Here is a 21,329-nt window from a genome sequence, read left to right as displayed (position 1 = left end):
CGGCATACCGTCCCGTTCATGGCCACCATCGACACGAGCGGACAGCTCGAAGAAGCCCTGGAACGCGTCCACGCATCCGGCCCGGAAAGGGACGGCTGGCTGACCAACCACGCCCCCATGGTCGTCGAGGCCCTCGCCGCACACGGTCACGCGGGGGCCGTCCACCACTGGCTGGACCTCTACCGCGACCGGTTGGAGGAGTTCCCCGACCGCGTCGCCCCCGTCACCGACGACAACTGGGCCTCGGCGCTGGGCGATCCGCGCCGCATCGCCGACTGGACCGACCACTACTCCCGCACCCTCGCCGAGCGCCCCTGGAAGAGCGTGCTCGCCGAGTGGTGGCCGCGCCTGCTGCCCGGGATGTACGGCGGCGCCACGCACACGGTCATCCGGGTGGGCCACGCCGTACGCGCCCTCCAGGCGGGCGAGAACGCGCCCCGGCTCACCGAACTCGCCCACGCGCTGGGCTACTGGGCCGCCCGCCACCAGCCCATCAACGGCGTCGCCGCCCTGCCGGGCGCGCCGACGGCCACCGAGTCCCTGGACGCCGTACCGGCGATCGAGCCGGGGCACGTGGGATTCCGCACCCGTCTGGCCGCCGTGCGCCGACTGCCCGTCTGGGCCGGCGACATCACCGACCCGGACACCGCGAAGGAGCGCCTCGCCGAGCTCGTCCGGGCCGCGACCCACCGCTATGCCACCCACGGCCACGGCGAGCCCACCATGCTCGTCCACGCGGCCACGGCACCCAACGCCGTCCTGCGCACCCTCGACGCGCTCCCCCGCGAGCTGTGGGCCCCGAGTCTGCACGCGGCCTGGACGGCGTCCGCGGCCGTGACGGCGATGTACGGGCCCGTGGAACCGGTCGCCCATGTGCCATCGGCGCGTCCGACGGCCGAGGAAGTCCTGGAGAAGGCCCTCGCCCACGGGGACGAACACGTCATCAAGCTCGCCGACACGGCCCTCGACGTCGGTGACGGACCCGCCCTCGCGGCCGCGCTGCGGGCCGTCGAGCTCAGCGAGCCTCTGGTGTGACGTCCCCGTCGGCCAGGGCGTCGCCCAGGGCCGTTCGCCCGTACAGCACGCAGTGCCCCTGACGCCTGGACACCAACAGGCCCGCCTCCCGCAGGACCGAGAGATGGGCCGACACGGTCGAGGGCGCCAGGCCGTGGCGGCCGGCCAGTTCCGTCGTCGAGGACGGAGTGGTGAGGCCGACGAGGACGGCCGCGCGCTGTTGGCCGAGCAGCCGGGCGAGCGCCTGCGGCGGGCGCGGCACGAGGGCGGTGTGGACGCGGCCCATGCCTCGCGCGGGGTAGATGACCGTCGGCTGCCAGGGCCGCGCGAAGCCACTCACCACGTCCGGCCACACGAACACGCTCGGCATGAGCAACACGCCTCTGCCATCGGGTCGTTGGGCGTCCGGCACATCGCCGTACCCGCGCAGGGTGAGGATGTCGTCGGCCCACTCCACGGCCGGATGCAGACCGGTGAGCAGCGCGTCGAGGCCGCCGTCCGCCACCGCGCGGGAGCGGTGCGCGATGTCCGCCTCGAGCACGGCACGGTGGCGCGGCCAGTCCCGGGCGAGCAGAGCGTGCCAGGCCCGTTCCGTGAGGTCGGCCAGGCGCCGCACGGTGGCGGCGGGATCGTCGAGGGCGGCACGTCCCTGCGCTGACTCGGCGAGCCCGGGGCGGCAGGCCAGTGAGCGGGCCATCTCCGCGTGGGCCAGGGCCGGGTCGGTGGCGCGCATGCGCGCCAGCTCGTCGTCGAAGGAGGGGTACGGCTCCTGCGGGGGCGCGCCGAGGAAGTCCGGGGTGTAGCCGCCCGGGGGTGGGACGAACAGCCACAGCGGGGACAGGTCGAGACCGGCCACCGTACGGCGCACGCGACGCAGCCAGCCCCGGTGGTAGCCGTGCCGGGACGGTCGGCGGAGCATGCGCAGGGCTTCGTGGGTCTGGCACAGCGGCGAGATCGCGAACCGGCAGCGCGTGAGGTCGGCGGTGCCGAGGTGCAGAGCGAGCGGCATGGCGTCCCCCGTCGTGAGCGGCGATTCGTCCGGTGCGAGGCAGAGAGATTCGTCCTCGGCCGAAAGAGTAGAAGCGCTCGCCCCGCCCCCGCACGCTTGCCCCGACTCCCCCTGTCGGAAAGGCGGTTGGATGGGCAGCGTAGGTCCTGCACCCTGGCGGCGTGCCGCCGTCGTCGCGGCGCTGATGCTGGCGGCGTTCACCTTCAACACCACCGAGAACCTGCCGGTCGGGCTGCTCGGGCTCATGGCGGAGGACCTGCGGGTGTCGCTCGCGGCCGTGGGCGCCCTGGTCACCGGGTACGGCCTGACGGTGGCCGTCGTGTCGCTGCCCCTCGCCCATGCCACCCGCGCCGTGCCGCGCCGGTATCTGCTCGCGGGGCTGTTGGGGCTGCTGGCGGTGGCGAGTTGGGTGTCGGCGCTCGGCGGGGTGTCGTACGGGGTGCTGCTGGCCGCGCGGGTGGCGACGGCACTGGCGCAGGCGGTGTTCTGGGCGGTGATGGGGCCGGTCGCGGTCGGCCTGTTCCCGCCGGAGCGCCGGGGGCGGATCATCGGGCTGCTGTCGGTCGGCGGTTCCCTGGCCACGGTGGCCGGGGTTCCGGCCGGGACCTGGCTCGGCGGCCACACCGGCTGGCGTACGCCGTTCGCGCTGCTCGGCGTGCTGGCCCTGGTCTCGCTCGTGGTCATCGGCGTGCTGCTGCCGTCGTCCCGCCCGCAGGACGGTCACGCCGCGTACGGCGCCGCCCCCGACCGGCGCGGGTTCGCCGTCGTCCTGACCGTCACGGCCCTGTCGGTGACGGGTGCCTTCGCCGGGTTCACGTACGTCGTCGCCTTCCTCGATGAGGTGAGCGGCTTCGGGGAGGACGCGGTGAGTGCCGTGCTGCTCGCATTCGGCGGGGCGGCGCTGGCCGGCGTGATGGTGGCCGGGCCGCTCCTCGACCGGTATCCGCGGGCCACGCTGACCGTGCCGGTGGCCGCCCAGGCGGCGGCGCTGCTGGGCCTCTGGGCGACGGGGCACGTCCCGGCGGTGAGCGTCGTGCTGCTCATGCTGCTGGGCGCCTCGGTCGCGCCCGCCTTCATGGCGACGCAGAGCCGGGTGCTCCAGGTGGCGCCGGGCCGCACCGAGACGGCCCTCGCGGCCAACTCGGCCGCCTACAACGTGGGCATCGCCGCCGGTGCGCTGCTCGGCGGCGCGCTGCTGTCCGTTCTCGGGGTACGCGGCACGTTCCTTGTCGGAGGTCTGCTGACGGTGAGCGCACTCGCGGTGCTGGGCCTTCCGGTGCGGGCGGCCGGGAAGGACGGCGCGCGGGGCAAGGGTGGGGCGGGAATGGGGCGGTACCGTGCGGACGCGGGGTCGTGACGGACTATCGTGTCCGCATGTCCGTCCCTGAACTGATCCGTATCGTCTCCCGCGACTCGCCGATGGCGCTCGCCCAAGTGGAGCGCGTTCGCGCCGAGTTGGCGGCCCTGCATCCCGGTGTGCGCACCGAGGTCGTGCCGGTGAAGACGACCGGTGACAAGTGGATGGGCGACCTGTCCCAGGTCGAGGGCAAGGGAGCGTTCACCAAGGAAGTGGACGCGGCGCTGCTGGCGGGCGAGGCCGATCTCGCCGTGCACTGCGTCAAGGACATCCCCGCCGACCGGCCGCTGCCCGCCGGCACGACGTTCGCCGCGTTCCTCAAGCGGGACGACATCCGCGACGCCCTCATCCACCCGGACGGCCGCACGCTGGACGAACTGCCGGCCGGGACCCGGATCGGTACTTCCTCGGTGCGCCGCGTCGCCCAACTGGCCGCCACGCACCCGCACCTTCAGTGCGTGCCGTTCCGCGGCAACGCCAACCGGCGGCTGGAGAAGCTGGCCGCAGGTGAGGCGGACGCGCTGCTGCTGGCGGTGGCCGGCCTGGAGCGCATCGACCGGACGGACGTGATCAGCGAGGTCCTCTCACCCGAGGTGATGATGCCGCCCATCGGCGCGGGCATCCTCGCGCTGCAGTGCCGGGAGGGCGACACCGACCTCATCGACGCGGTCAGCGGCCTCGGCGACCCCGACACCTACCGGGAGGCCACGGCCGAGCGCATGTTCCTGCACGTCCTGCAGGGGCACTGCAACAGCCCGATCGCCGGGTACGCGCGCGTGGACCGCGGCGGCGAGCTGTCCCTGCGGGCCTGTGTGTTCACCCCGGACGGCAAGACGCGGCTGAACGCCCACGAGTGGGCGGGCCGGCTGGATCCGGCCACGCTCGGTACGTCGGTGGCGGTCGCGCTGCTGCGTCAGGGGGCCCGCGAGATCATCGACGGCATCCCGCACTGAGACGCGTACGGTCCTGAGAGCCTGCGTTCACAGGTTCTCAGGTCCCTCGCACGTCAGGCGGTGCCCTCTTCGGCCTGGTCCCGCAGGAAGTTGCTCACCTGGAGCGCGAGACCGTCCCGCAAGGTGGCGGCGTGGGCGCCGAGGGCACCCTCCTGCAGGCCGAGACCGCCGGTCCACAGCCGACGGTCGGCCCACTCCTCCTCGACGCGCAGCTGGATCTGCACGTCGACCTGGCTCAGGCTCGCCTCCGGGCCCGCGGCATACAGCACAGCGGTGGCCCGGCGCAGCGGATAGACGTCGAAGCCCTCGATGAACTGCGAGTTGCGCCAGTCGATGAACGCGGCCTCGCCGTCGCCGCCGATCCGCACGTCGATCTGGCCGTCCTCCAGGTGGATGCCGAGGTGCCTCTCGCCGCGGTTCTCGACGGTGACACGGACCCTGAAGTACGTGAGACCTTCGGCTGCGTCGTCCCGTCCGCGCGGCGGCTCGGCGGCTTCCAGGCGGTGGACGCGGACACGCAGACCGGCATGCTCGTCGTACTCGTGCCAGTCCCCGACCACGTTCGGCTCGTACACAATCCACCTCTCGACCCAGAGAGCTGCTTCCTATCTTTGCGCTCAGGGCACTGTCAAATGAGCAGAATGCGCTGTGGCCAGCCCATTCGCCCCCTTGATCACCGATCAAGCCGTGGGCAGGCAGAATTCGCTTTCTGGTCCGGCGGCCGCGTTCACCCACGTGCCGCACATCACGTTCCGCGACAAGATCGGCAAGCCGGGATCACCGGGCCGGGTCGACCCAGCGGTGAGGAGGCCGCGCAGGGCGTCGACCTGGTAGCCGAGCGGGTCGGCCTTTGTTGAGGATTCCGGCGTCGCGCTTCCAGATGATCTGGATGCCGTGGAAGACGGCGATGAACATCGCGGACTGGGCGATGATGCCGGGCCGCTCCACGACCAGCCGCAGCAACTCCCCTCGGCACCGCGCGGCCGCGGGTCGGGCATCTCCCGCCGCGGAATGCGCCGGATCAGCCGCTGGACCCCGACGGCATCCTGGTTCCCGATCAACACACCGTCATTCGGCGACAACACGTAGTTGCATTCACGAAATGTGTTTCGTGTGCCCTTAAAGAGGGAATTCTCCCTATTGTGCTTCGGACCGGAGGCACGTCCATGGAAGCCGGCGCCAGGCCCCTGGGTGTGTCCATGAGGTCCGAGTCCGCGCCTCCCATGGTGTCCGTCCAGTCAGCACCTGCTGAGGGAGGTGCGCACTCATGGGTGCCACCACCAGAACGAAGCAGCATCCGCACGACGACGCCCCCGACACCGCCGAAGCATTCGATCGGCTCGTCGGACTCCCCGACGGGCCGGAGCGCAAGTCACTCAAAGACGAACTGGTCCGGGCCTGGCTGCCCATGGCCGAACGGATCGCCGTCCGCTTCAAGGGCCGCGGCGAGTCCCTCGAGGACCTGTACCAGGTGGCCGCCCTGGGCCTGGTGAAGGCGGTCGACCACTACGACCCGGCCCGCGGTCACGCCTTCGAGGCGTACGCGGTGCCCACCATCACCGGCGAGATCAAGCGGCACTTCCGCGACCACATGTGGACGCTGCACGTGCCACGCCGGGTCCAGGACCTGCGCAACCGGGTACGGAGCTCCGCCAAGGAGCTGGCCCAGCAGACCCCGGGCCGCGCGCCCACCATCGCCGAGATCGCCGAGCACGCGCATCTGACCGAGGGCGAGGTGCGCACCGGGATGGAGGCCCTGGAGTGCTTCTCCGCGCTGTCGCTGGAGGCGGAGATGCCGGGCACGGACGGTTACGCGCTGGGGGACGCGATCGGCGGTCCGGATCCTGCGTACGACGTGGTCGTCGACCGCGTGGCCGTCAGGCCGTGTCTGCAGCGGCTGCCGGAGCGTGAGCGGACCATCCTCTACCTGCGGTTCTTCGGCGGGATGACCCAGAGTCGGATCGCGCAGCAGCTCGGCATCTCGCAGATGCATGTGTCGAGGCTGCTGAGCGGCTGCTTCGCCCACCTGCGCGAGGAGTTGCTCGCCGAGGCACGGTGACCCTCGGTCGAGTCCCCGAGGGTCACGTGGCCGTGGGGCCGTGGGGCGAGCGGTCAGTCCTGTGGCGATCCCGGGATCTGCGTCGGGCCGTAGCGTTCGAGGGCCTCTTCGAGCTCGACGCCGATCTCGGGCGGCATCCTCCCGTCCCGGCCCCAGCTGAGAATCAGTTCCGCGACCCGGCGAAGCTTGATGTTCGTGTGCTGGGAGACGTCCTTCAGCACCGCCCACCCCTGGTCCGGCGCCACTCGCCCGAGCGCGACGACCATGCCGATGGCCTGGTCGACGACGGCATGCGAGACGACCGCCTCCTTGAGCTGGCCGACCTCCTCCTCCAGTTCGAGGATCCGGTCGGTCTCGCTCTTGTCGGCAGGCTCGTTCGGTATCGGTGCCACGTCCCCATCCTCGCCGTTTTGTCGGTCGCCTGCCAGTGAGGCGGAGGGCCGGCCCTCGGCCGTTTCGGCGCTCTGCCGGGGGTACTCGACAGGCCTCGGAACGGTTCCGGCCGGACACTGGGAGAGAACCGGTGGCCGCCGGTCGGACGAGACCAGGACGCGACTGCCATGAACGATGCGAGAAACTCCCGCGGCACGGCCGAGGTCGTGTCCACCCACTCCGTGTTCGGCGCACCCTGCTGGGTGAGTCTGACCAGCCGCGACCTGGAGGCCACCCAGGACTTCTACTCGGCCGTGCTCGGCTGGCGCTGGCGGCCGGCCAAGCTCGGCGACCGATTCCGGGTCGCGCTGGCGCAGAGCGTGCCGGTGGCGGGGATCGCCGCGGTCGCCTCGATGTGGCAGATGGCCGTGGCCTGGACGCCGTACTTCGCCGTGCCCAGCGCGGACGAGGCGGTGGCACGGGTGCAGGAGCGCGGCGGCACCACGGCCGTCGGACCGCTGTCCCTGCCGCCCGGGCGGGCCGCCCTGCTGGCCGACCGGGACGGGGCGACGTTCGGCATCTGGGAGGGGGAGCTCATCTCCCACTGGGAGACCTGGCGCCGTGCCGCGCCCACGTTCATCCGGTTGCACACACGTGACGCCTTCGACGCCGCGATGTTCTACGGCGAGGTCCTCGACTGGGCCAAGGACCGGCCCGGCCACTGTGAGGTCCGTTACGAGGGTGGGGAGGTCGTGCTGCGCAGTGGTGGTGACGTCGTGGCACGCATCGAGTCGGGCGCCTTGGAGGCCGCGCCGGATCCCACGATTCGGCCGCACTGGCAGGTGCACTTCGCGGTGGCCGACGTGGACGGTTGCATGCGGGCCGCGGAACTGCACGGCGGGAGCGTGCTGTCCAAGGGCAGCGACGAGGCTGTGCTGCGGGATCCGGACGGGGCGCAGTTCACGGTGACTTCGCGTCACGAACGCTGAAGCAACCGGCGCGGGCGGCGTGAGTGGGCCACTGACAGCGTTCACGCCAGCTGCGGGACTACTGCGACCGGGCAGTGCGCGTGGTGCAGCAGGGTGTGGTTGACGCGGCCGAGTTGCAGGCCGAAGTGGCCGTGCCTGCGGCGTGCCCCGATGATGACGAGGTCCGCGGCGGCCGAGCGGTCGACGAGGATCCTGCGGGCCGCCCCCTCGACAGCGGCTCGGTGTACCCGCACGTCCGGGTGCTCGGCCATGGCGTCGCGCAGCATCTCGGCGAGCTGGGCCGCCGCCTGCTCCTCGTGCTCGTGCACGGGATTCGCCGCGAGGGCGGGGTGGTCGGCGCCTTCATAGGAGGGGCAACGCCAGGCGCGTACGGCGTCCAGGGTGCACCCGCGTGCCTCGGCCTCACGGAAGGCGAAGTACATCGCCTTGCCGCATGCGGCCGGATCTCCCACGCCGAACAGGACCCGCCCGTGGGTGCCGGCCAGGCCCGCCTTGTCGCCCCGGACCACGATCACCGGGCAGTGCGCCCGGGCCGCCACGGCCAGGCCCACCGACCCGAGCAGTAGTCCCTTGAGCTCACCGCGGCCCCGCTCCCCCGTCACCAGGGCGAAGGCGTTGTTGCCCTCGCGCAGGAGGGCGTCGACAGCGTCGTCCGGGACGATGTCGGTGGTCACTTTCACGTCCGGGTCACGTCGTGCGGCTCGCTCGGCGGCCGAGGCGACGATGTGCTCGGCCAACACGCGCTCGGAGGGGCGTTTGCGTCCGGTCGACGGGACGTCACCCTCGTAACGCTCCCACAGGGAGGCGTACACCAGCCGCAGTGGCAGATCGCCACGGGCCGCCTCGTCCACCGCCCAGTCGACGGCCAGCAGGCTCGCGTCCGAACCGTCGACGCCCACGACCAGGGGGAGTGTCATCGCCCTCACCGCCTTCTGTCAGGCTGCCGTATCGGACAGCCGGGGCTCTGATCTCACCGTCGCACCCGTCGGCGGGCGGTCACGAGAGGCGGATGGGCACCTGATGAGGACGTTCGACCCATGCCTGTGGTCCGGGTGGTTCCGAATTCCGGGGGCCGCGCACACCTCTACTCGGCCGGAACCGGCGCCCACCACACCAAGGTGGTGCCGCCGTCGGCCGGACCGCTCAGCTCCAGCTCCCCGCCCAACTGCCGCGCCCGCTCCGCCATGTTGCGCAACCCGCTGCGGCGACCGTCGGCCGGGATGCCGACGCCGTTGTCGGTGACGGTGAGGCGGACCTGCCGGGAGTCCGCCGTGAGGGCGACGTCGGCGCGGTCGGCGTGGGCGTGGCGGGCGACGTTGGTGAGGGCCTCGGAGAGGACGGCCACCACGTGATCGGCGACCTCGCGCGGCACGAGGGTCTCCACCAGGCCCTCCATGCGCAGACTGGGCGCGAAACCCAGCACCGGCGCCGCCTCACCCGCGATCCGCACCACACGCGCCCTGAGCCCAGTCCCGCCGGTGCCTGCGCGCGAACGCAGGCCGAAGATCGTCGACCTGATGATCTTGATGGTCTCGTCCAGGTCGTCCACCGCACGCACCACGCGCTCGGAGGCCTCGGGGTGCTCGATGAAGCGGCCCGCGCTCTGCAGGGTCATGCCGGTGGCGAACAGCCGCTGGATCGCGAGGTCGTGCAGGTCGCGGGCGATCCGGTCGCGGTCCTTGAGCACCGCGACCTCCTCGGCGTCCGCGCGTCGCTCCGCGAGCTCAATGGCGACGGCGGCCTGCGCCGCGAAGGCCAGCAGCGGTTCGATCTCCTTCCCGGTGAACACGGTCTGCCCCGCCTCGCGGATCAGCAGAACGACGCCTCGTACGCCGCCCTCGCCCGTGCCGACGGGAACGGCGACCGCGGGACCGAGGCCGTTGAAGCGCGGAGGGCCTGCCGAGACGCGCTTGTCCTGGGAGACGTCCGGGGTGGTGACGGGAGCGGCGGTCGAGAAGGCCTCACCGATCAGACTTCCGTCGACGGGCAGCACCAGTCCGCGCAGCGTCTCCGCCTCTGGCCCGATGGCGAGCTCCATGCTGAGCCAGTCGGTGTCCTCCATCGGTACGGCGACCACGGCCAGTGCCGCTCCCGTGATCTCCCGGGCGCGGTCGGCGATCAGTCCCAGGACCTGGCCGCGCTCGCTGCCGGACATGAGGCTGTGCGTGATCTCCGCGTTGGCCTGAAGCCAGCGTTCCCGCAGCCTGGACTCCTCGTAGAGGCGGGCGTTGTCGATGGCGACGCCGGCCGCCACGGCCAGGGTCGACAGGACGGATTCGTCCTCCTCGTCGAACTGCGCCCCGCCCCGCTTCTCGGTGAGATACAGGTTGCCGAAGACCTGGTCGCGTACCCGGATCGGGACACCGAGGAAGGTGTTCATCGGCGGGTGGTTGGACGGAAAACCGTAGGACGACGGATGCTCGGAGATCTTGGCCAGGCGCAGCGGCTCGGGATGGTGGATCAGCTCGCCGAGGATGCCGTGGCCCTCCGGAAAGTGACCGATCCCGGCGATCTGCTGCTCGGTGACCCCGACCGTGTGGAAGGCCGACAGACGCGTGCCGTCCGGACCGATCACGCCAAGGGCCGCGTACTCGGCGTCGACCAGCAGGGCGGCGGCTTCGACGATGCTGTGCAGGGCCTGCTCCAGCTCCAGCTCCCGGCCGACGGACAGCACCGCCTCCAGCAGGCTGTGCACCCGGTCGCGGGTACCGCGGGCCGCGTCCAGCCGGGCCTGGAGTTCCTCCAGCAGTTCGTCCAGCCTCAACTGCGGCAGCCGTACGCGGGCTTCCCGGGGCTCCTCGGCGCTTCCCACCTGCGTCTCCTCAGATCCCGTGGGCGGCCTGGCCCCGGCCGCTCCGGTCATGACCACGCTACCGGCCTGCGGCACGTGACGGTACGGGATCGGACACCGACACGATCCCGCGGCGGCGGCCTGCTCCAGGCCGGACGCTTGGGCCGTTCGGCCTGGCCGTGGGGACGGCCGGCACATGCCGGCCCGGCCGCCGCCGTCCGACGCTGGAGAGGGACGGCGGCCCGAGAGCCGGACCGTGCCCGACGAGCCGAGGAGCACAGCGTCATGGTCCGCTACGTGTACGACTTCCACGAGGGCCGCCGCGGCATGGCTGACCTGCTGGGCGGCAAGGGCGCCAACCTCGCCGAGATGACCCGGCTGGGGCTGCCGGTCCCACCGGGTTTCACCGTCACCACGGACGCGTGCCGGGCCTTCCTCGCCACCGGCACGGAACCGGACGGCATGGTGGCGGAGGTCTCCCAACACCTGTCGACCGTCGAGGCCGCCGCCGGCCGACGGCTGGGGCAACGCGACGACCCGCTGCTGCTCTCCGTCCGGTCCGGGGCACGGTTCTCCATGCCCGGGATGATGGAGACGGTGCTCGACATCGGCCTGAACGACGACTCCGTCCGGGGGCTGGCCAAGGTCTCGGGCAGTGAGCGGTTCGCCTGGGACTCCTACCGCAGGCTCGTCCAGATGTTCGGCAGTACGGTCATGGGGGTCGACGCGGCCCTGTTCGAGCGCGCCATGGCGGCCCTCAAGGAGCTGCGCCACGCCCCCGACGACCTGCACCTCGACGCACACGACCTCGCCGAGCTGGTGGAGGCGTACAAGCAGCTGATCCACGACGGGACGGGAGAGGACTTCCCGCAGTCGCCCGCCGAACAACTGCGCCGGGCGATCCTCGCGGTCTTCCGTTCCTGGAACGGCGAACGTGCCCGCCGGTACCGGCGGCGCGAGCACATCCCCGACAACCTGGGCACCGCGGTGACCGTACAGCGCATGGTCTTCGGCAACCTCGGACCCGACTCCGGCAGCGGCGTCGCCTTCACCCGCGACCCGGCCACCGGCCGCGGCGGGCTCTACGGCGACTACCTGCCCGACGCGCAGGGCGAGGACGTCGTCGCCGGCATCCGCAACACCGTTGCGCTGACCGAGCTGGAGCGACTCGACCCCCGGTCGTACGACCAGCTGCGCGCCCACACGCGGGCCCTGGAGCTGCACTACCGGGACCTGTGCGACATCGAGTTCACCATCGAGCGCGGCACGCTGTGGATGCTGCAGACCCGGGTGGGCAAGCGCACGGCCGAGGCCGCGTTCGCCATCGCCGCCGAGCTGACCGACGAGGGGCTCGTTTCCGCGGACGAGGCACTGGCGCGGGTCGACGGCCACGGGCTCGCCCGGCTGATGTTCCCGCGCTTCGACGCCTCCGCGACCGGAGAGCCGCTCCCCGGCGCTGCGCGCCGTCGATGGAACGACCGTCGTGGCACTGCGCGGCGAGATCGACCTCGTGACAGCGATACCGCTCGCCGCGCGCCTCGATGCCCTGACCTCCGGCCGATCCCCTGATCTGGTACTCGACCTGCGTGAGGTCTCCTTCATCGACTGCTCCGGTCTCGGTGTCCTGTGCCGGACACGAAACCGGATCAAGGCGCGCGACGGCCGACTCCGGCTGGTCACCGGTAGCAGTCGCTTCGTGTGGCTGCTCCGCGCCGTTGGTCTGGGCGGGGTGTTCGAGGTGCACCCGCAGCTGTAGACGGCACAAACGCCCCTGATGCCCGCCTGCCGGGCACCAGGGGCGTCCCGCGACAGCCGCTACTCACCACCCCTCACGTCAGTGGCCACTCGCCCCGCCCACATCTCGATCGCGGTGAAGTCCCGGAAGTCCCCGCCCTTCTTGGAGCGCAGGATCATGCCGGCCACCCACCCCTTCGCCCCTTCCTCCAGGCAGCCGCCGAAGGTGACGTGCTCCCGGGCGTCCAGCCGCGCCATGACCTTCTTCACCCCGGGCACGGGCGGGATGTCCCGCTCGGAGGCCGAGGGGTCGAGGGGGCCGCTGCTGAAGAGCCAGAGCGGGCGTTCGGCCAGAGCCCGGCCGTGCTGCCGGACGAAGCGGCGGGCGTCCTTGTGCCAGCGTCCGGCGTACAGTCCGCCGCCGACCACGACGGCGTCGTACGAGGACACACCCGTCACGGTCCGGGCGGGCAGCGCGTCCGCCGTGAGCCCGTCCTTGCGCAGGACGTCGGCGATGGCCTCGGCGATCCGCGCGGTCGATCCGTTGGTCGTTCCATAGGCCACCAGTACCTTGCCGGTCATGGTGGTTCGCCTCCTCTCACGGTCGGCGCGGCCAGTCGTAGGCCACGCCCTGCAGTGCCCGTTCGTCGGGCCGCAGCCGCGCGTCGTCGACGCGCCAGGTGAGCTTGTCGACGACGGCTACCACGCCGTCGATCTGGCGGGTCATCGAGACGGCGATCTCCGTCTCGCTCTTGCGCTCGCGGTGGCCGGTGAGGGTGACGACCCCCTCGGTGACGGAGACGTCGATGCTGGGGGGGTGCCGACCACAGGGTGCGCCCCAGCACCTCCCGGACGACCTCGTCGCGGATCTCCTGATCGGGCCGCAGGAACACCTGGAGCAGGTCGCGCCGGGTGACGATGCCGACCAGCCGGTCCTCCTCGTCGAGGACGGGCAGCCGCTCCACACGCCGCCGGGCCATGGTCCGGGCGGCCTCGACGATGGTGTCGTCGGCATGCACGGTGACGGGTGGCTCTGTCATCAGCCGACCGGCGGTGCGGGCCTTGGCCTTCGCGGCCTGTCGCCGGGCGCCACGTGTCAGGCCGTCCAGCCGGAAGCGGGACCCCGACCCGTACGGCCCGGGGGGCGCCGCCTGGCGCATCATCAGGTCCGTCTCGGAGATGACCCCGATGACCTTGTCGTCTTCGTCGACCACCGGGAGCCCGCTGATCCGGTGGTCGGCCAGCAGCCGCGCCACCTCCTTGAACGGGGTGCCGTACTCGGCCCGCACGACGTCACTGGTCATCACCGAGCCGATCTTGTCGTGCTTCATGGCGGGTCCTCCTCAGCGCAGTCGGCGCAGATAGGGGTCGTGGGGGCGGCGCGGCAGCAGGCGGATCCGCGCGTCGAGCACGGTGACCTGGCCGGGTGTCGCGAGCACCGGGTTGAAGTCGGCTTCGGCGAGCTGCGGCAGGTCGGCGGCCATGTGGGACAGCCGCAGCAGCAGGTGTTCCAGACCCTCGAGGTCGACGGGGACGTTGCCGTGCGCGCCGAACAGGAGCGGGGCGCAGCGCGGGGAGGTGATCAGGTCGTGCACGTCGTGGTCGGTCAGCGGGGCGAGCCGTGCCGCGTGGTCGGCGAGCACCTCGGTGGCGGTACCGCCGAGGCCGAACAGCACGAGCGGCCCGAAGACCTCGTCCTGGACGACGCCCGCGAACAGTTCGGTGCCACGCGGGGCGAGAGGTTGCAGGACCACTCCGGTCATCAGGCCGGCGAATCGTGTCTTCAGGTCCCGGAAGGCCGCGCGCACCTGGGAGTCTCCCCGTAGGTCGAGGTGGACGGCGCGCTGCTCGCTCTTGTGCACCAGTCCCGGCCAGTGGGCCTTCATGACCACGCGTCCGTCGAAGCCGCGCAGCCGGTCGGCGGCGAGGACGGCTTCGTCCTCCGTCTCGGCCCAGGCCCACGGGATCTGGGGGATGTCGTAGCAGGACAGGAGGTTGGCGCAGGTGCGTGGGTCGAGCCGGCCGCCCTCCGGATGCGCGAGGAGGAACTCCTCGGCGATCGCCTGCGCGCGGCGGATGTCGATGTCCGGGAGGTCCGGGAGGGTACCGGTGGGGCGGGCCAGCCAGGATGCGCGGTGGGCGGCGTGGGCGAGTGCTCGTGCCGCCGCGTGCGGTTCGGCGTACGAGGGGATCGTGTCGCCGTCGGCGGCGGGCAGCAGCTCGACCGGCCGGGGCTGTTCCAGGCGTACGACGGCTACGGGCCGGGACCTGCGTCCGGGTGCCCGTATGAGTGCCCGGAGCAGGTCGTCACCGGTCGCCTCGGCAAGAGCCGTGGGGACGAGGACCACCAGTACGGCGTCGACGGCCGCGCAGCCCATGAGCCCGTCGACACACACGCCGAGCTGTTCCTCCGTCACTGCGGCGGTGGCGTCGACGGGGTTGCCGATCGCGGCCCCCTCGGGCAGTACGGCGAGCAGGTCGTCGACCGTGGAGAGGTTGAACGCCGGCAGGGCGAGCCCGGCCTCCGCGCAGGGCGTCCGCCGCCAGGACGCCCGCGCCGCCCGCGTTGGTGAGGATCGCGACCCGGGGCCCCTCCGGGAGCGGCTGGGAGTGCAACAGGGCGGCCGTTTCGAGGAGTTCGCCGATCGAGCGGGTCGCGGTGATGCCGGCCTGGGTGAACAGGGCCTGGCGAGTCATGGTGCGGGTCGCGGCGGCCGCGCTGTGCGAGGCGGCGGCGCGACGGCCCGCGTCGGTGCGCCCGGCGTCGACGGTGAGCACCGGCATGCGGCGGGTGACCCGGCGGGCCGTACGGGAGAAGGCGCGCGGGTTGCCGAAGGACTCCAGGTGCAGCAGGGCGAGGCCGGTGCGGCCGTCGCTCTCCCACCACTGGAGCATGTCGTTGCCGCTGACGTCGTACTTGTCGCCGAGGGAGACGAAGGAGGAGACGCCGATGCCCAGCCGGGACAGGCCGTCGAGGAGGGCGATGCCGACCCCCTCGTGATCGCCCGGCACGACGGGGCGGATGCACACGATGGTGCCGTCCGCGAGCAGGGCGTGGACCGCGGGTCGGTCGAACGCGTGGTCGTTCGTCGTGGTCATCGTGGGTCCTCCAAGCCCCTTCGCACTTCGAGCGTCCGGCGGATCGGCGAGGAAGCCCATGGGCTGTCCGGGGTGCACCGGGGGCCGGTCGGCCCCACCTTGGGCGCTGGTGGTGCGGGCAAGCGGAGGGGACCGGTGATCGGCGGCACCGGTCCCCTCCAGGGTGGGTGTCAGGAGCAGCTCTTTCCGGGAGCAGTGGCGTTCAGGAGTTCCAGCTCCAGTCGGCGACCTCCGGCAGGTCGGTGCCGTGCTCGCGGATCCAGGCGTGGTGGCGGGTGCGGGCGTCGGCCATCTGCCGGCGTACGGCGGCGGCCCGGACGGCCAGGCCGGGGACGCGGTCGATGACGTCCATGACCAGGCGGTAGCGGTCCAGGTCGTTGCGGACGACCATGTCGAACGGCGTTGTCGTGGTGCCGGACTCCTTGTAGCCGCGCACGTGCAGGTTCGGGTGGCCGGCGCGGCGGTAGGCGAGCCGGTGGATCAGCCACGGGTAGCCGTGGTAGGCGAAGATCACGGGCTTGTCCTGGGTGAACAGGCCGTCGTACTCGAAGTCGCCCATCCCGTGGGGGTGTTCCTCGCGCGGCAGCAGCCGGGTCATGTCGACGACGTTCACCACGCGGACGGCGAGCTGTGGGAGGTGCCGGCGGAGCAGTTGGGCCGCGGCCAGGACCTCCTGGGTGGGCACGTCGCCGGCGCAGGCGAGCACCACGTCCGGCTCGCCGCCGTTCTCCGTGCCGGCCCAGTCCCAGATGCCGGCGCCCCGCGCGCAGTGGGCGCGTGCGGCGTCCATCGACAGCCAGTCGAAGCAGGGCTGCTTGCCGGCCACGATCACGTTGACGTAGTCGCGGCTGCGCAGCGCGTGGTCCGCGACGGAGAGGAGGGTGTTGGCGTCCGGCGGCAGATAGACCCGTACGACCTCCGGGCTCTTGTTCAGGACGTGGTCGACGAAGCCGGGGTCCTGGTGGGAGAAGCCGTTGTGGTCCTGCCGCCAGACGTGCGAGGTCAGCAGGTAGTTGAGGGAGGCGACCGGCCTGCGCCACGGCAGTTGCCTGGCCGTCTTCAGCCACTTGATGTGCTGGTTGACCATCGAGTCGACGATGTGCACGAACGCCTCGTAGCAGGAGAACAGCCCGTGTCGGCCGGTGAGGAGGTAGCCCTCCAGCCAGCCCTGGCAGGTGTGTTCGGAGAGGATCTCCAGGACGCGGCCGTGCCGGTCGAGGTGCTCGTCGACCGGCAGTGTTCCGGCCTGCCAGGCCTTGCCGCTGGCGTTGAAGAGGGCGTGGAGCCGGTTGGAGGCGGTCTCGTCGGGGCCGACGACGCGGAAGTCGCGGCGGGCCGAGGTGTCCTTCATGACCTGTTCGAGGAGGTCGCCCAGGATGCGGGTGGGCTCGTGCAGGGTCGTGCCCGGCTTGTCGACCGGTACGGCGTAGGAGTCCAGCGGCCGGATGGGCAGGTCGCGAACGAGGAGCCCGCCGTTGGCGTGCGGGGTGGCGCCCAGGCGACGGGTGCCTTCGGGTACACAGGCGAGGACGTCGGGGGCGGGGCGGCCGTCCGGGTGGAACAGTTCCTCGGGCCGGTACGAGCGCAGCCATGCCTCCAACTGCCGCAAGTGCTCCGGGTTTTCCCGCACGCCGGCGAGCGGGACCTGGTGTGCGCGCCAGGTTCCCTCCACCGGCAGGCCGTCGACCTCGGCGGGACCGGTCCAGCCCTTCGGTGTGCGCAGCACGATCACCGGCCAGTGCACGCGCTCGCTGACGCCGCCCTCGCGGGCCGACCGCTGCATCAGGTCGATACGGTCCAGTGCCTCGTCGAAGGCATGCGCCATCGCGCGGTGGACGGCGAGGGGCTCGGCGCCGGTGACGTGGATCGGCTCGTGGCCGTAGCCCCTGAGCAGCGCGTCGAGTTCGGCCTCGGGCAGGCGGGACAGCACGGTCGGGTTGGCGATCTTGTAGCCGTTGAGGTGCAGGATCGGCAGGACGGCGCCGTCGTGGACGGGGTCGAGGAACTTGTTGGAGTGCCAGGAAGCGGCCAGCGGCCCGGTCTCCGCCTCGCCGTCGCCGACGACGCAGGCGACGAGCAGGTTCGGGTTGTCGAAGGCGGCGCCGTAGGCGTGGGCGAGCGAGTATCCGAGCTCGCCGCCTTCGTGGATGGATCCCGGGACCTCCGGCGCGACATGGCTGGGCACACCGCCGGGGAAGGAGAACTGCCGGAACAGCCGCTCCATGCCCTGCGCGTCGCGCGACACGTCCGGGTAGGTCTGGCTGTAGCTGCCGTCCAGCCAGGAGCCGGCGAGCACGGACGGGCCGCCGTGCCCGGGGCCCCATACGCACAGCGCGTCGAGCCCACGCTCCTTGATTACGCGGTTCAGGTGGGTGTACACGAGGTTCAGGCCGGGTGAAGTGCCCCAGTGGCCCAGGAGCCGCGGCTTGATGTGTTCGGGCTTGAGGGGCTCGGTCAGCAGCGGGTTCGCCATCAGGTAGATCTGTCCCGCGGCCAGGTAGTTGGCGGCCCTCCAGTGCGCGTCGAGCGCGCGCAGTTCGTCGTCGGTCTCGTCGGTCTCGTCGGTCAGTGCGGTGGCGTTCTGGTGTTCCACCTTCGACATGGGAAGACTCCGAAAGTCGTCGATTCGGATCGCGGGGCGGCGAAGCCCGAAGCCGGGAGGGGTCGGCCACCGGGGCGGTGGCCTCGCCGAGCCCGGCGTCCGTGCCGAATGCTCACTCCCGCTCGGGCACGATGGCGACCGGGCAGGCCGAGTGGTGCAGCACCCCATGGGCCACCCGGCCCAACTGGAGCCCGAAGTGCCGGTGGTGACGCTCGGCGCCGATGACCAGGAGGTCGGCACCGTGCGAGGCGTCCGTGAGGACGTGCCGGGTGTCGCCCTCGAGCACACGTCGGCGGGTTTCGATGTCGGCTGGGACGTCGTGCAGCGCCTTCTCCAGTACCTCCACCGCCTGCTGCTCATGCATCCGCGCGGGTTCCCCGGCGAGCAGGGGGTGGTCCGTGGTCTCGTGTGCGGGGCACCGCCAGGCACGTACGGCGTCCAGGACCGCGCCCCGTCGCCGCGCCTCGTCGGAGGCGAAACGCACCGCTGCCGGGGTCGTGGAGCTCTCAGCGACGCCGACGACCACGCGGCCGTGCGCCCCCGGCCGGACCTTGTTGTCGTGATTGCCCCGTACGACGACCATCGGGCAGTGCGCGTGCCCGGCGACGGTCAGACTCACCGACCCCAGCAGCGCCTCCGTGATACCGCTGCGCCCCCGGGAGCCCGTGACCAGCAGGAAGGCACTGCGGCTCGCCCGCACCAGGGCGTACTCGGGCTCCTCGGGCAGAGCCTCGGTGGAGATCCTCAGGTCGGTCCGACGCCGGTGGGCGCGCCGGGCGGCGGTCTCCACGATGTCCTGTGCCCGCACCTGCTCGGACTGCTCGCCCAGGTCCTGGGCGAGTGCGGCGCCCTCGTACCTCTCCCACAGCGAGGCGTACACCAGCCGCAGCGGCGTCCCGCGCAGTACGGCCTCGTCGGCCGCCCAGTCGACGGCCCGCAGGCTGGGCTCGGAGCCGTCGACGCCGACGACGATCGGCAGGTCCACCGCCCTCACCGTCCCGTGCCGAGGTCGAAGACGATCCGGGCCTTGACCTGGCCGCGCAGCACCTCGTCGATGGACTCGTTGACGGAGCTCAGCGGGCGGGTCTCGCAGATGACCTCGGTGCGGCCGGCCGCGTGCAGCTGGAAGACCTCGGCGAGATCCTGCCGGGTGCCGACGATCGAGCCGATCACCGAGGTGCCGTTCAGGACGGTGTCGAAGACCGGGATCCGAAGGGCGCCGTGCGCGGGCAGGGCGACCATGACGAGTTTGCCGCCACGCCGCAGCCCCGAGTTGACGGCTGCGAACGCGTCCTCGTTCACCGCGAGCGCGATCGCCGCGTGGGCGCCTCCGTACCGCTTCAGCACCTCGCCCACGTCGTGCTTGCGGGCGTCGATGACGAGGTCGGCCCCCAGTTCGGCGGCGAGTTCGAGCTTCTCGTCGGTGACGTCGATGGCCGCCACCGTGGCCCCGGCGATCTTCGCGTACTGCACGGCCAGATGACCGAGTCCGCCGATCCCGGAGATCGCGACGAGCTGAGAGGGGCTGACGCCGGCGACCTTGAGCGCCTTGTACGTGGTCACACCGGCGCAGGTCAGCGGGGCGGCGTCGACGGCGGTGACGCCCTTCGGCACCGGCTGGGCGAAGTCGGCCCAGGCGAGCATCTTCTCGGCGTGGCCGCCGTCGCAGCCGTAGCCGGTGTTGATCTGCCGCTCGCACAGCGTCTCCCAGCCGGAGAGGCAGTGCTCGCAGCGGCCGCAGGCCTTGCCGAGCCACGGCACGGCGACCCTCCCCCAGAGGGGGGACCCCCAGCCGATGCTCAGGTGGGCGACACCCTCGCCGAGCTTCTCGACGAGGCCCACGCCCTCGTGCCCGGGCACGAACGGCGGGCTGGGCTTGACGGGCCAGTCGCCGTGGGCGGCGTGGATGTCGGTGTGGCACAGCCCGGAGGCCTCGACCCGGATGCGGACCTGGCCGGGGCCGGGCTCGGGGTCGGGGCGGTCCTCGATGACCAGGGGCTCGCCGAAGGCTCGTACGACCGCTGCCTTCATGGTTTCTGCTCCTCGGGTTGCGTCAGTGGTGCGGAACGACAGCGACCGGGGCGATCGAGTGATGCAGGACGGCGTGGGTGACGGGACCGATGTGCGTGCCGATCGGGCTGCGGCGGATGCGCTTGCCCACGACGACCAGGGAGGCCTCGCGGGAGGCGTCGACAAGGTGGCCGGCGGGGGTCCCGTAGTGGGTCTCTGCGGTGACCTCGACGTCCGGGAACTTCTTGCGCCACGGACGCAGGAGCTCGGTCAGGGCGTTGGCCTCGGCCCGTTCCAGGGCTCCGTGCAGTTCGAGGTCGGCGGACAAGCCGTAGGCGTAGTACGGGGGCACGTTCCAGCCGTGCACCACCCGCAGGGAGGTACCGCGGCGGGCGGCCGCGGTGTACGCGAACTCGATCAGCTCCTCGTCCGGGCTCTCGATGTCGAGACCGAGGACGACAGGCCGGAACGGTGTCGCGGCGGACGGGATGCCGGCGGGGTCCGTCTCGTGCTCGTCGGCGGCCTGCTGGTCGGCGCGGACCAGGACGACCGGCCGCTCGGTGTGTGCCACGACCGCGAGTCCGACCGAGCCGAGCATGAAGCCGCCGAACCCGCTCAGTCCGCGGGAGCCGAGGACCAGCAGTTCGGCGTCCTGCGCCGCGTCGGCCAGCATGTCGGCGGGCCGGCCGGAGAGCTGTTCGGTGATGACGTCGAGGCCCGGGTGGCGTACCCGGATGCCCTCGGCCGCCTCGCGGGGCACGCGTTCGCTCCAGTGCTGCTGGGTCTCGGCGCCGAGGAGTGGGGCCTGCGCCATGGGTGCCGGTACCGGCTCCCAGACATGGACCAGCTTCAGCGGCAACCCGAGCAACTGTGCTTCCCGGGCCGCCCACTCGGCCGCCGCGCGGCTCTCACGTGAGCCGTCGAGGCCGACGGTGACACTGAGAGTGACGGTGCGGGTCATGATTCCCTCCTGAATCAGTGGTGCCGATTGCAGCTTCGTGTTGCGACGACGCACCCGGCAGAGGCCGCAGGTCCCTCCCGAGGGCCGACCGGCCCTGTCCGACGGGCCCTGTCCGGTCCTACTCGGTGCGGTGGGCCCACCGCGGGGCCCACCGCACCTCCCCCTCCTCCCCCCCCGGTCAGCGCAGCCACGAACGGTTCGTCGGTGATCCCTTCGGGGAGATGGGGACGGTCCGGTCGGTGCCCGCCGCTCATCACTCTGGCGGCGGCGGAGGGCAGCCGCCCCAGGCCGAAGGTCCGTGGCCGTAGGGCTGAACGGCCCTGTCCTCAGGGGCCGGTGGGGTGCATGCCCGGCCGGGAACGGTCCACCTCTCATGGCG

Annotated in this window: 16 protein-coding genes and 4 pseudogenes; 7 read left to right on the top strand and 13 right to left on the bottom strand. The window is 72.0% G+C overall.

The features are described 5' to 3' along the window. The first annotated feature begins 18 nt into the window (after nucleotides 1–18). Nucleotides 19–1,035, top strand: a complete 1,017-nt coding sequence (locus EJ357_RS44945; protein WP_126398268.1) for a questin oxidase family protein — start codon at nucleotides 19–21, stop codon at nucleotides 1,033–1,035. Here EJ357_RS44945 and EJ357_RS44940 read toward each other — a convergent pair. Then, nucleotides 1,016–2,023: a DUF5937 family protein gene (locus EJ357_RS44940; RefSeq protein WP_126398266.1), complete on the bottom strand. Its 1,008-nt coding sequence runs from the start codon at nucleotides 2,021–2,023 to the stop codon at nucleotides 1,016–1,018. The two genes, EJ357_RS44945 and EJ357_RS44940, sit on opposite strands and share 20 nt — an antisense overlap. A 130-nt stretch (nucleotides 2,024–2,153) precedes the next feature. On the opposite strand from EJ357_RS44940, the gene EJ357_RS44935 reads away from it, so the two are divergent. Then, nucleotides 2,154–3,380: an MFS transporter gene (locus tag EJ357_RS44935; RefSeq protein ID WP_175647758.1), complete on the top strand. Its 1,227-nt coding sequence runs from the start codon at nucleotides 2,154–2,156 to the stop codon at nucleotides 3,378–3,380. 17 nt (nucleotides 3,381–3,397) lie between these two features. Further along, complete coding sequence (gene hemC, locus EJ357_RS44930) at nucleotides 3,398–4,333, top strand: hydroxymethylbilane synthase (RefSeq protein ID WP_126398264.1); 936 nt, start codon at nucleotides 3,398–3,400, stop codon at nucleotides 4,331–4,333. Between the two features lie 53 nt (nucleotides 4,334–4,386). On the opposite strand, the gene EJ357_RS44925 is transcribed toward hemC, so the two are convergent. Continuing rightward, nucleotides 4,387–4,908 carry a hypothetical protein gene (locus tag EJ357_RS44925; RefSeq protein WP_126398262.1) on the bottom strand — a complete coding sequence of 174 codons (522 nt, stop codon included), beginning with the start codon at nucleotides 4,906–4,908 and terminating at the stop codon, nucleotides 4,387–4,389. 274 nt (nucleotides 4,909–5,182) lie between these two features. Continuing rightward, nucleotides 5,183–5,272: pseudogene (locus EJ357_RS44920) on the bottom strand (ABC transporter permease); the annotation flags it as partial. Nucleotides 5,273–5,600: 328 nt separating this feature from the next. Between EJ357_RS44920 and EJ357_RS44915 the strand changes: the two are divergent. Continuing rightward, nucleotides 5,601–6,392, top strand: a complete 792-nt coding sequence (locus EJ357_RS44915) for a SigB/SigF/SigG family RNA polymerase sigma factor (RefSeq protein WP_126398260.1) — start codon at nucleotides 5,601–5,603, stop codon at nucleotides 6,390–6,392. Nucleotides 6,393–6,445: 53 nt separating this feature from the next. Here the strand turns inward: EJ357_RS44915 and EJ357_RS44910 are convergent, their stop codons facing one another. Further along, nucleotides 6,446–6,784 (bottom strand): ANTAR domain-containing protein, encoded by a 339-nt coding sequence (locus EJ357_RS44910; RefSeq protein ID WP_126398258.1) that lies wholly within the window; start codon nucleotides 6,782–6,784, stop codon nucleotides 6,446–6,448. Between the two features lie 168 nt (nucleotides 6,785–6,952). On the opposite strand from EJ357_RS44910, the gene EJ357_RS44905 reads away from it, so the two are divergent. After that, on the top strand, nucleotides 6,953–7,753 hold the full coding sequence (locus tag EJ357_RS44905; protein ID WP_126398255.1) for a VOC family protein: 801 nt from the start codon (nucleotides 6,953–6,955) through the stop codon (nucleotides 7,751–7,753). A gap of 41 nt (nucleotides 7,754–7,794) precedes the next feature. Here EJ357_RS44905 and EJ357_RS44900 read toward each other — a convergent pair whose 3' ends face one another. Together EJ357_RS44900 and EJ357_RS44895 are read right to left on the bottom strand one after the other, a co-directional pair. Continuing rightward, complete coding sequence (locus tag EJ357_RS44900) at nucleotides 7,795–8,670, bottom strand: universal stress protein (protein ID WP_126398253.1); 876 nt, start codon at nucleotides 8,668–8,670, stop codon at nucleotides 7,795–7,797. A 167-nt stretch (nucleotides 8,671–8,837) separates the two neighbouring features. Then, nucleotides 8,838–10,565 (bottom strand): sensor histidine kinase, encoded by a 1,728-nt coding sequence (locus EJ357_RS44895; protein WP_126398251.1) that lies wholly within the window; start codon nucleotides 10,563–10,565, stop codon nucleotides 8,838–8,840. A gap of 264 nt (nucleotides 10,566–10,829) precedes the next feature. On the opposite strand from EJ357_RS44895, the pseudogene EJ357_RS44890 reads away from it, so the two are divergent. Together EJ357_RS44890 and EJ357_RS44885 are read left to right on the top strand one after the other, a co-directional pair. Next, nucleotides 10,830–12,005: pseudogene (locus EJ357_RS44890) on the top strand (PEP/pyruvate-binding domain-containing protein); the annotation flags it as partial. Between the two features lie 49 nt (nucleotides 12,006–12,054). Then, on the top strand, nucleotides 12,055–12,300 hold the full coding sequence (locus tag EJ357_RS44885; RefSeq protein ID WP_323377721.1) for an STAS domain-containing protein: 246 nt from the start codon (nucleotides 12,055–12,057) through the stop codon (nucleotides 12,298–12,300). 59 nt (nucleotides 12,301–12,359) lie between these two features. Here EJ357_RS44885 and EJ357_RS44880 read toward each other — a convergent pair whose 3' ends face one another. From EJ357_RS44880 to EJ357_RS44850, 7 genes and pseudogenes are all read right to left on the bottom strand, one after another. Further along, nucleotides 12,360–12,860, bottom strand: coding sequence for a flavodoxin domain-containing protein (locus tag EJ357_RS44880; RefSeq protein WP_126398248.1), 501 nt, complete (start codon nucleotides 12,858–12,860; stop codon nucleotides 12,360–12,362). A 16-nt stretch (nucleotides 12,861–12,876) separates the two neighbouring features. Continuing rightward, nucleotides 12,877–13,609: pseudogene (locus tag EJ357_RS44875) on the bottom strand (CBS domain-containing protein). A 12-nt stretch (nucleotides 13,610–13,621) separates the two neighbouring features. After that, nucleotides 13,622–15,272: pseudogene (locus EJ357_RS44870) on the bottom strand (acetate--CoA ligase family protein); the annotation flags it as partial. A gap of 307 nt (nucleotides 15,273–15,579) precedes the next feature. After that, entirely contained in the window at nucleotides 15,580–17,979 is a 2,400-nt protein-coding gene (locus EJ357_RS44865; RefSeq protein WP_126398246.1) for a phosphoketolase family protein, read from the bottom strand. 112 nt (nucleotides 17,980–18,091) lie between these two features. Further along, the gene (locus EJ357_RS44860) at nucleotides 18,092–18,964 is read right to left on the bottom strand and encodes a universal stress protein (RefSeq protein WP_228472804.1); all 873 of its coding nucleotides are present in this window, start codon (nucleotides 18,962–18,964) and stop codon (nucleotides 18,092–18,094) included. Nucleotides 18,965–18,969: 5 nt separating this feature from the next. Next, nucleotides 18,970–20,010 (bottom strand): zinc-dependent alcohol dehydrogenase, encoded by a 1,041-nt coding sequence (locus EJ357_RS44855; protein WP_126398242.1) that lies wholly within the window; start codon nucleotides 20,008–20,010, stop codon nucleotides 18,970–18,972. A gap of 22 nt (nucleotides 20,011–20,032) precedes the next feature. After that, nucleotides 20,033–20,950, bottom strand: a complete 918-nt coding sequence (locus EJ357_RS44850; RefSeq protein ID WP_126398211.1) for a universal stress protein — start codon at nucleotides 20,948–20,950, stop codon at nucleotides 20,033–20,035. Nucleotides 20,951–21,329 lie beyond the last annotated feature (379 nt).

The organism is Streptomyces cyaneochromogenes (genome assembly GCF_003963535.1).
Taxonomy (GTDB): Bacteria; Actinomycetota; Actinomycetes; order Streptomycetales; family Streptomycetaceae; genus Streptomyces; species Streptomyces shaanxiensis.
This window is presented reverse-complemented; position numbering and strand designations above follow the sequence as displayed.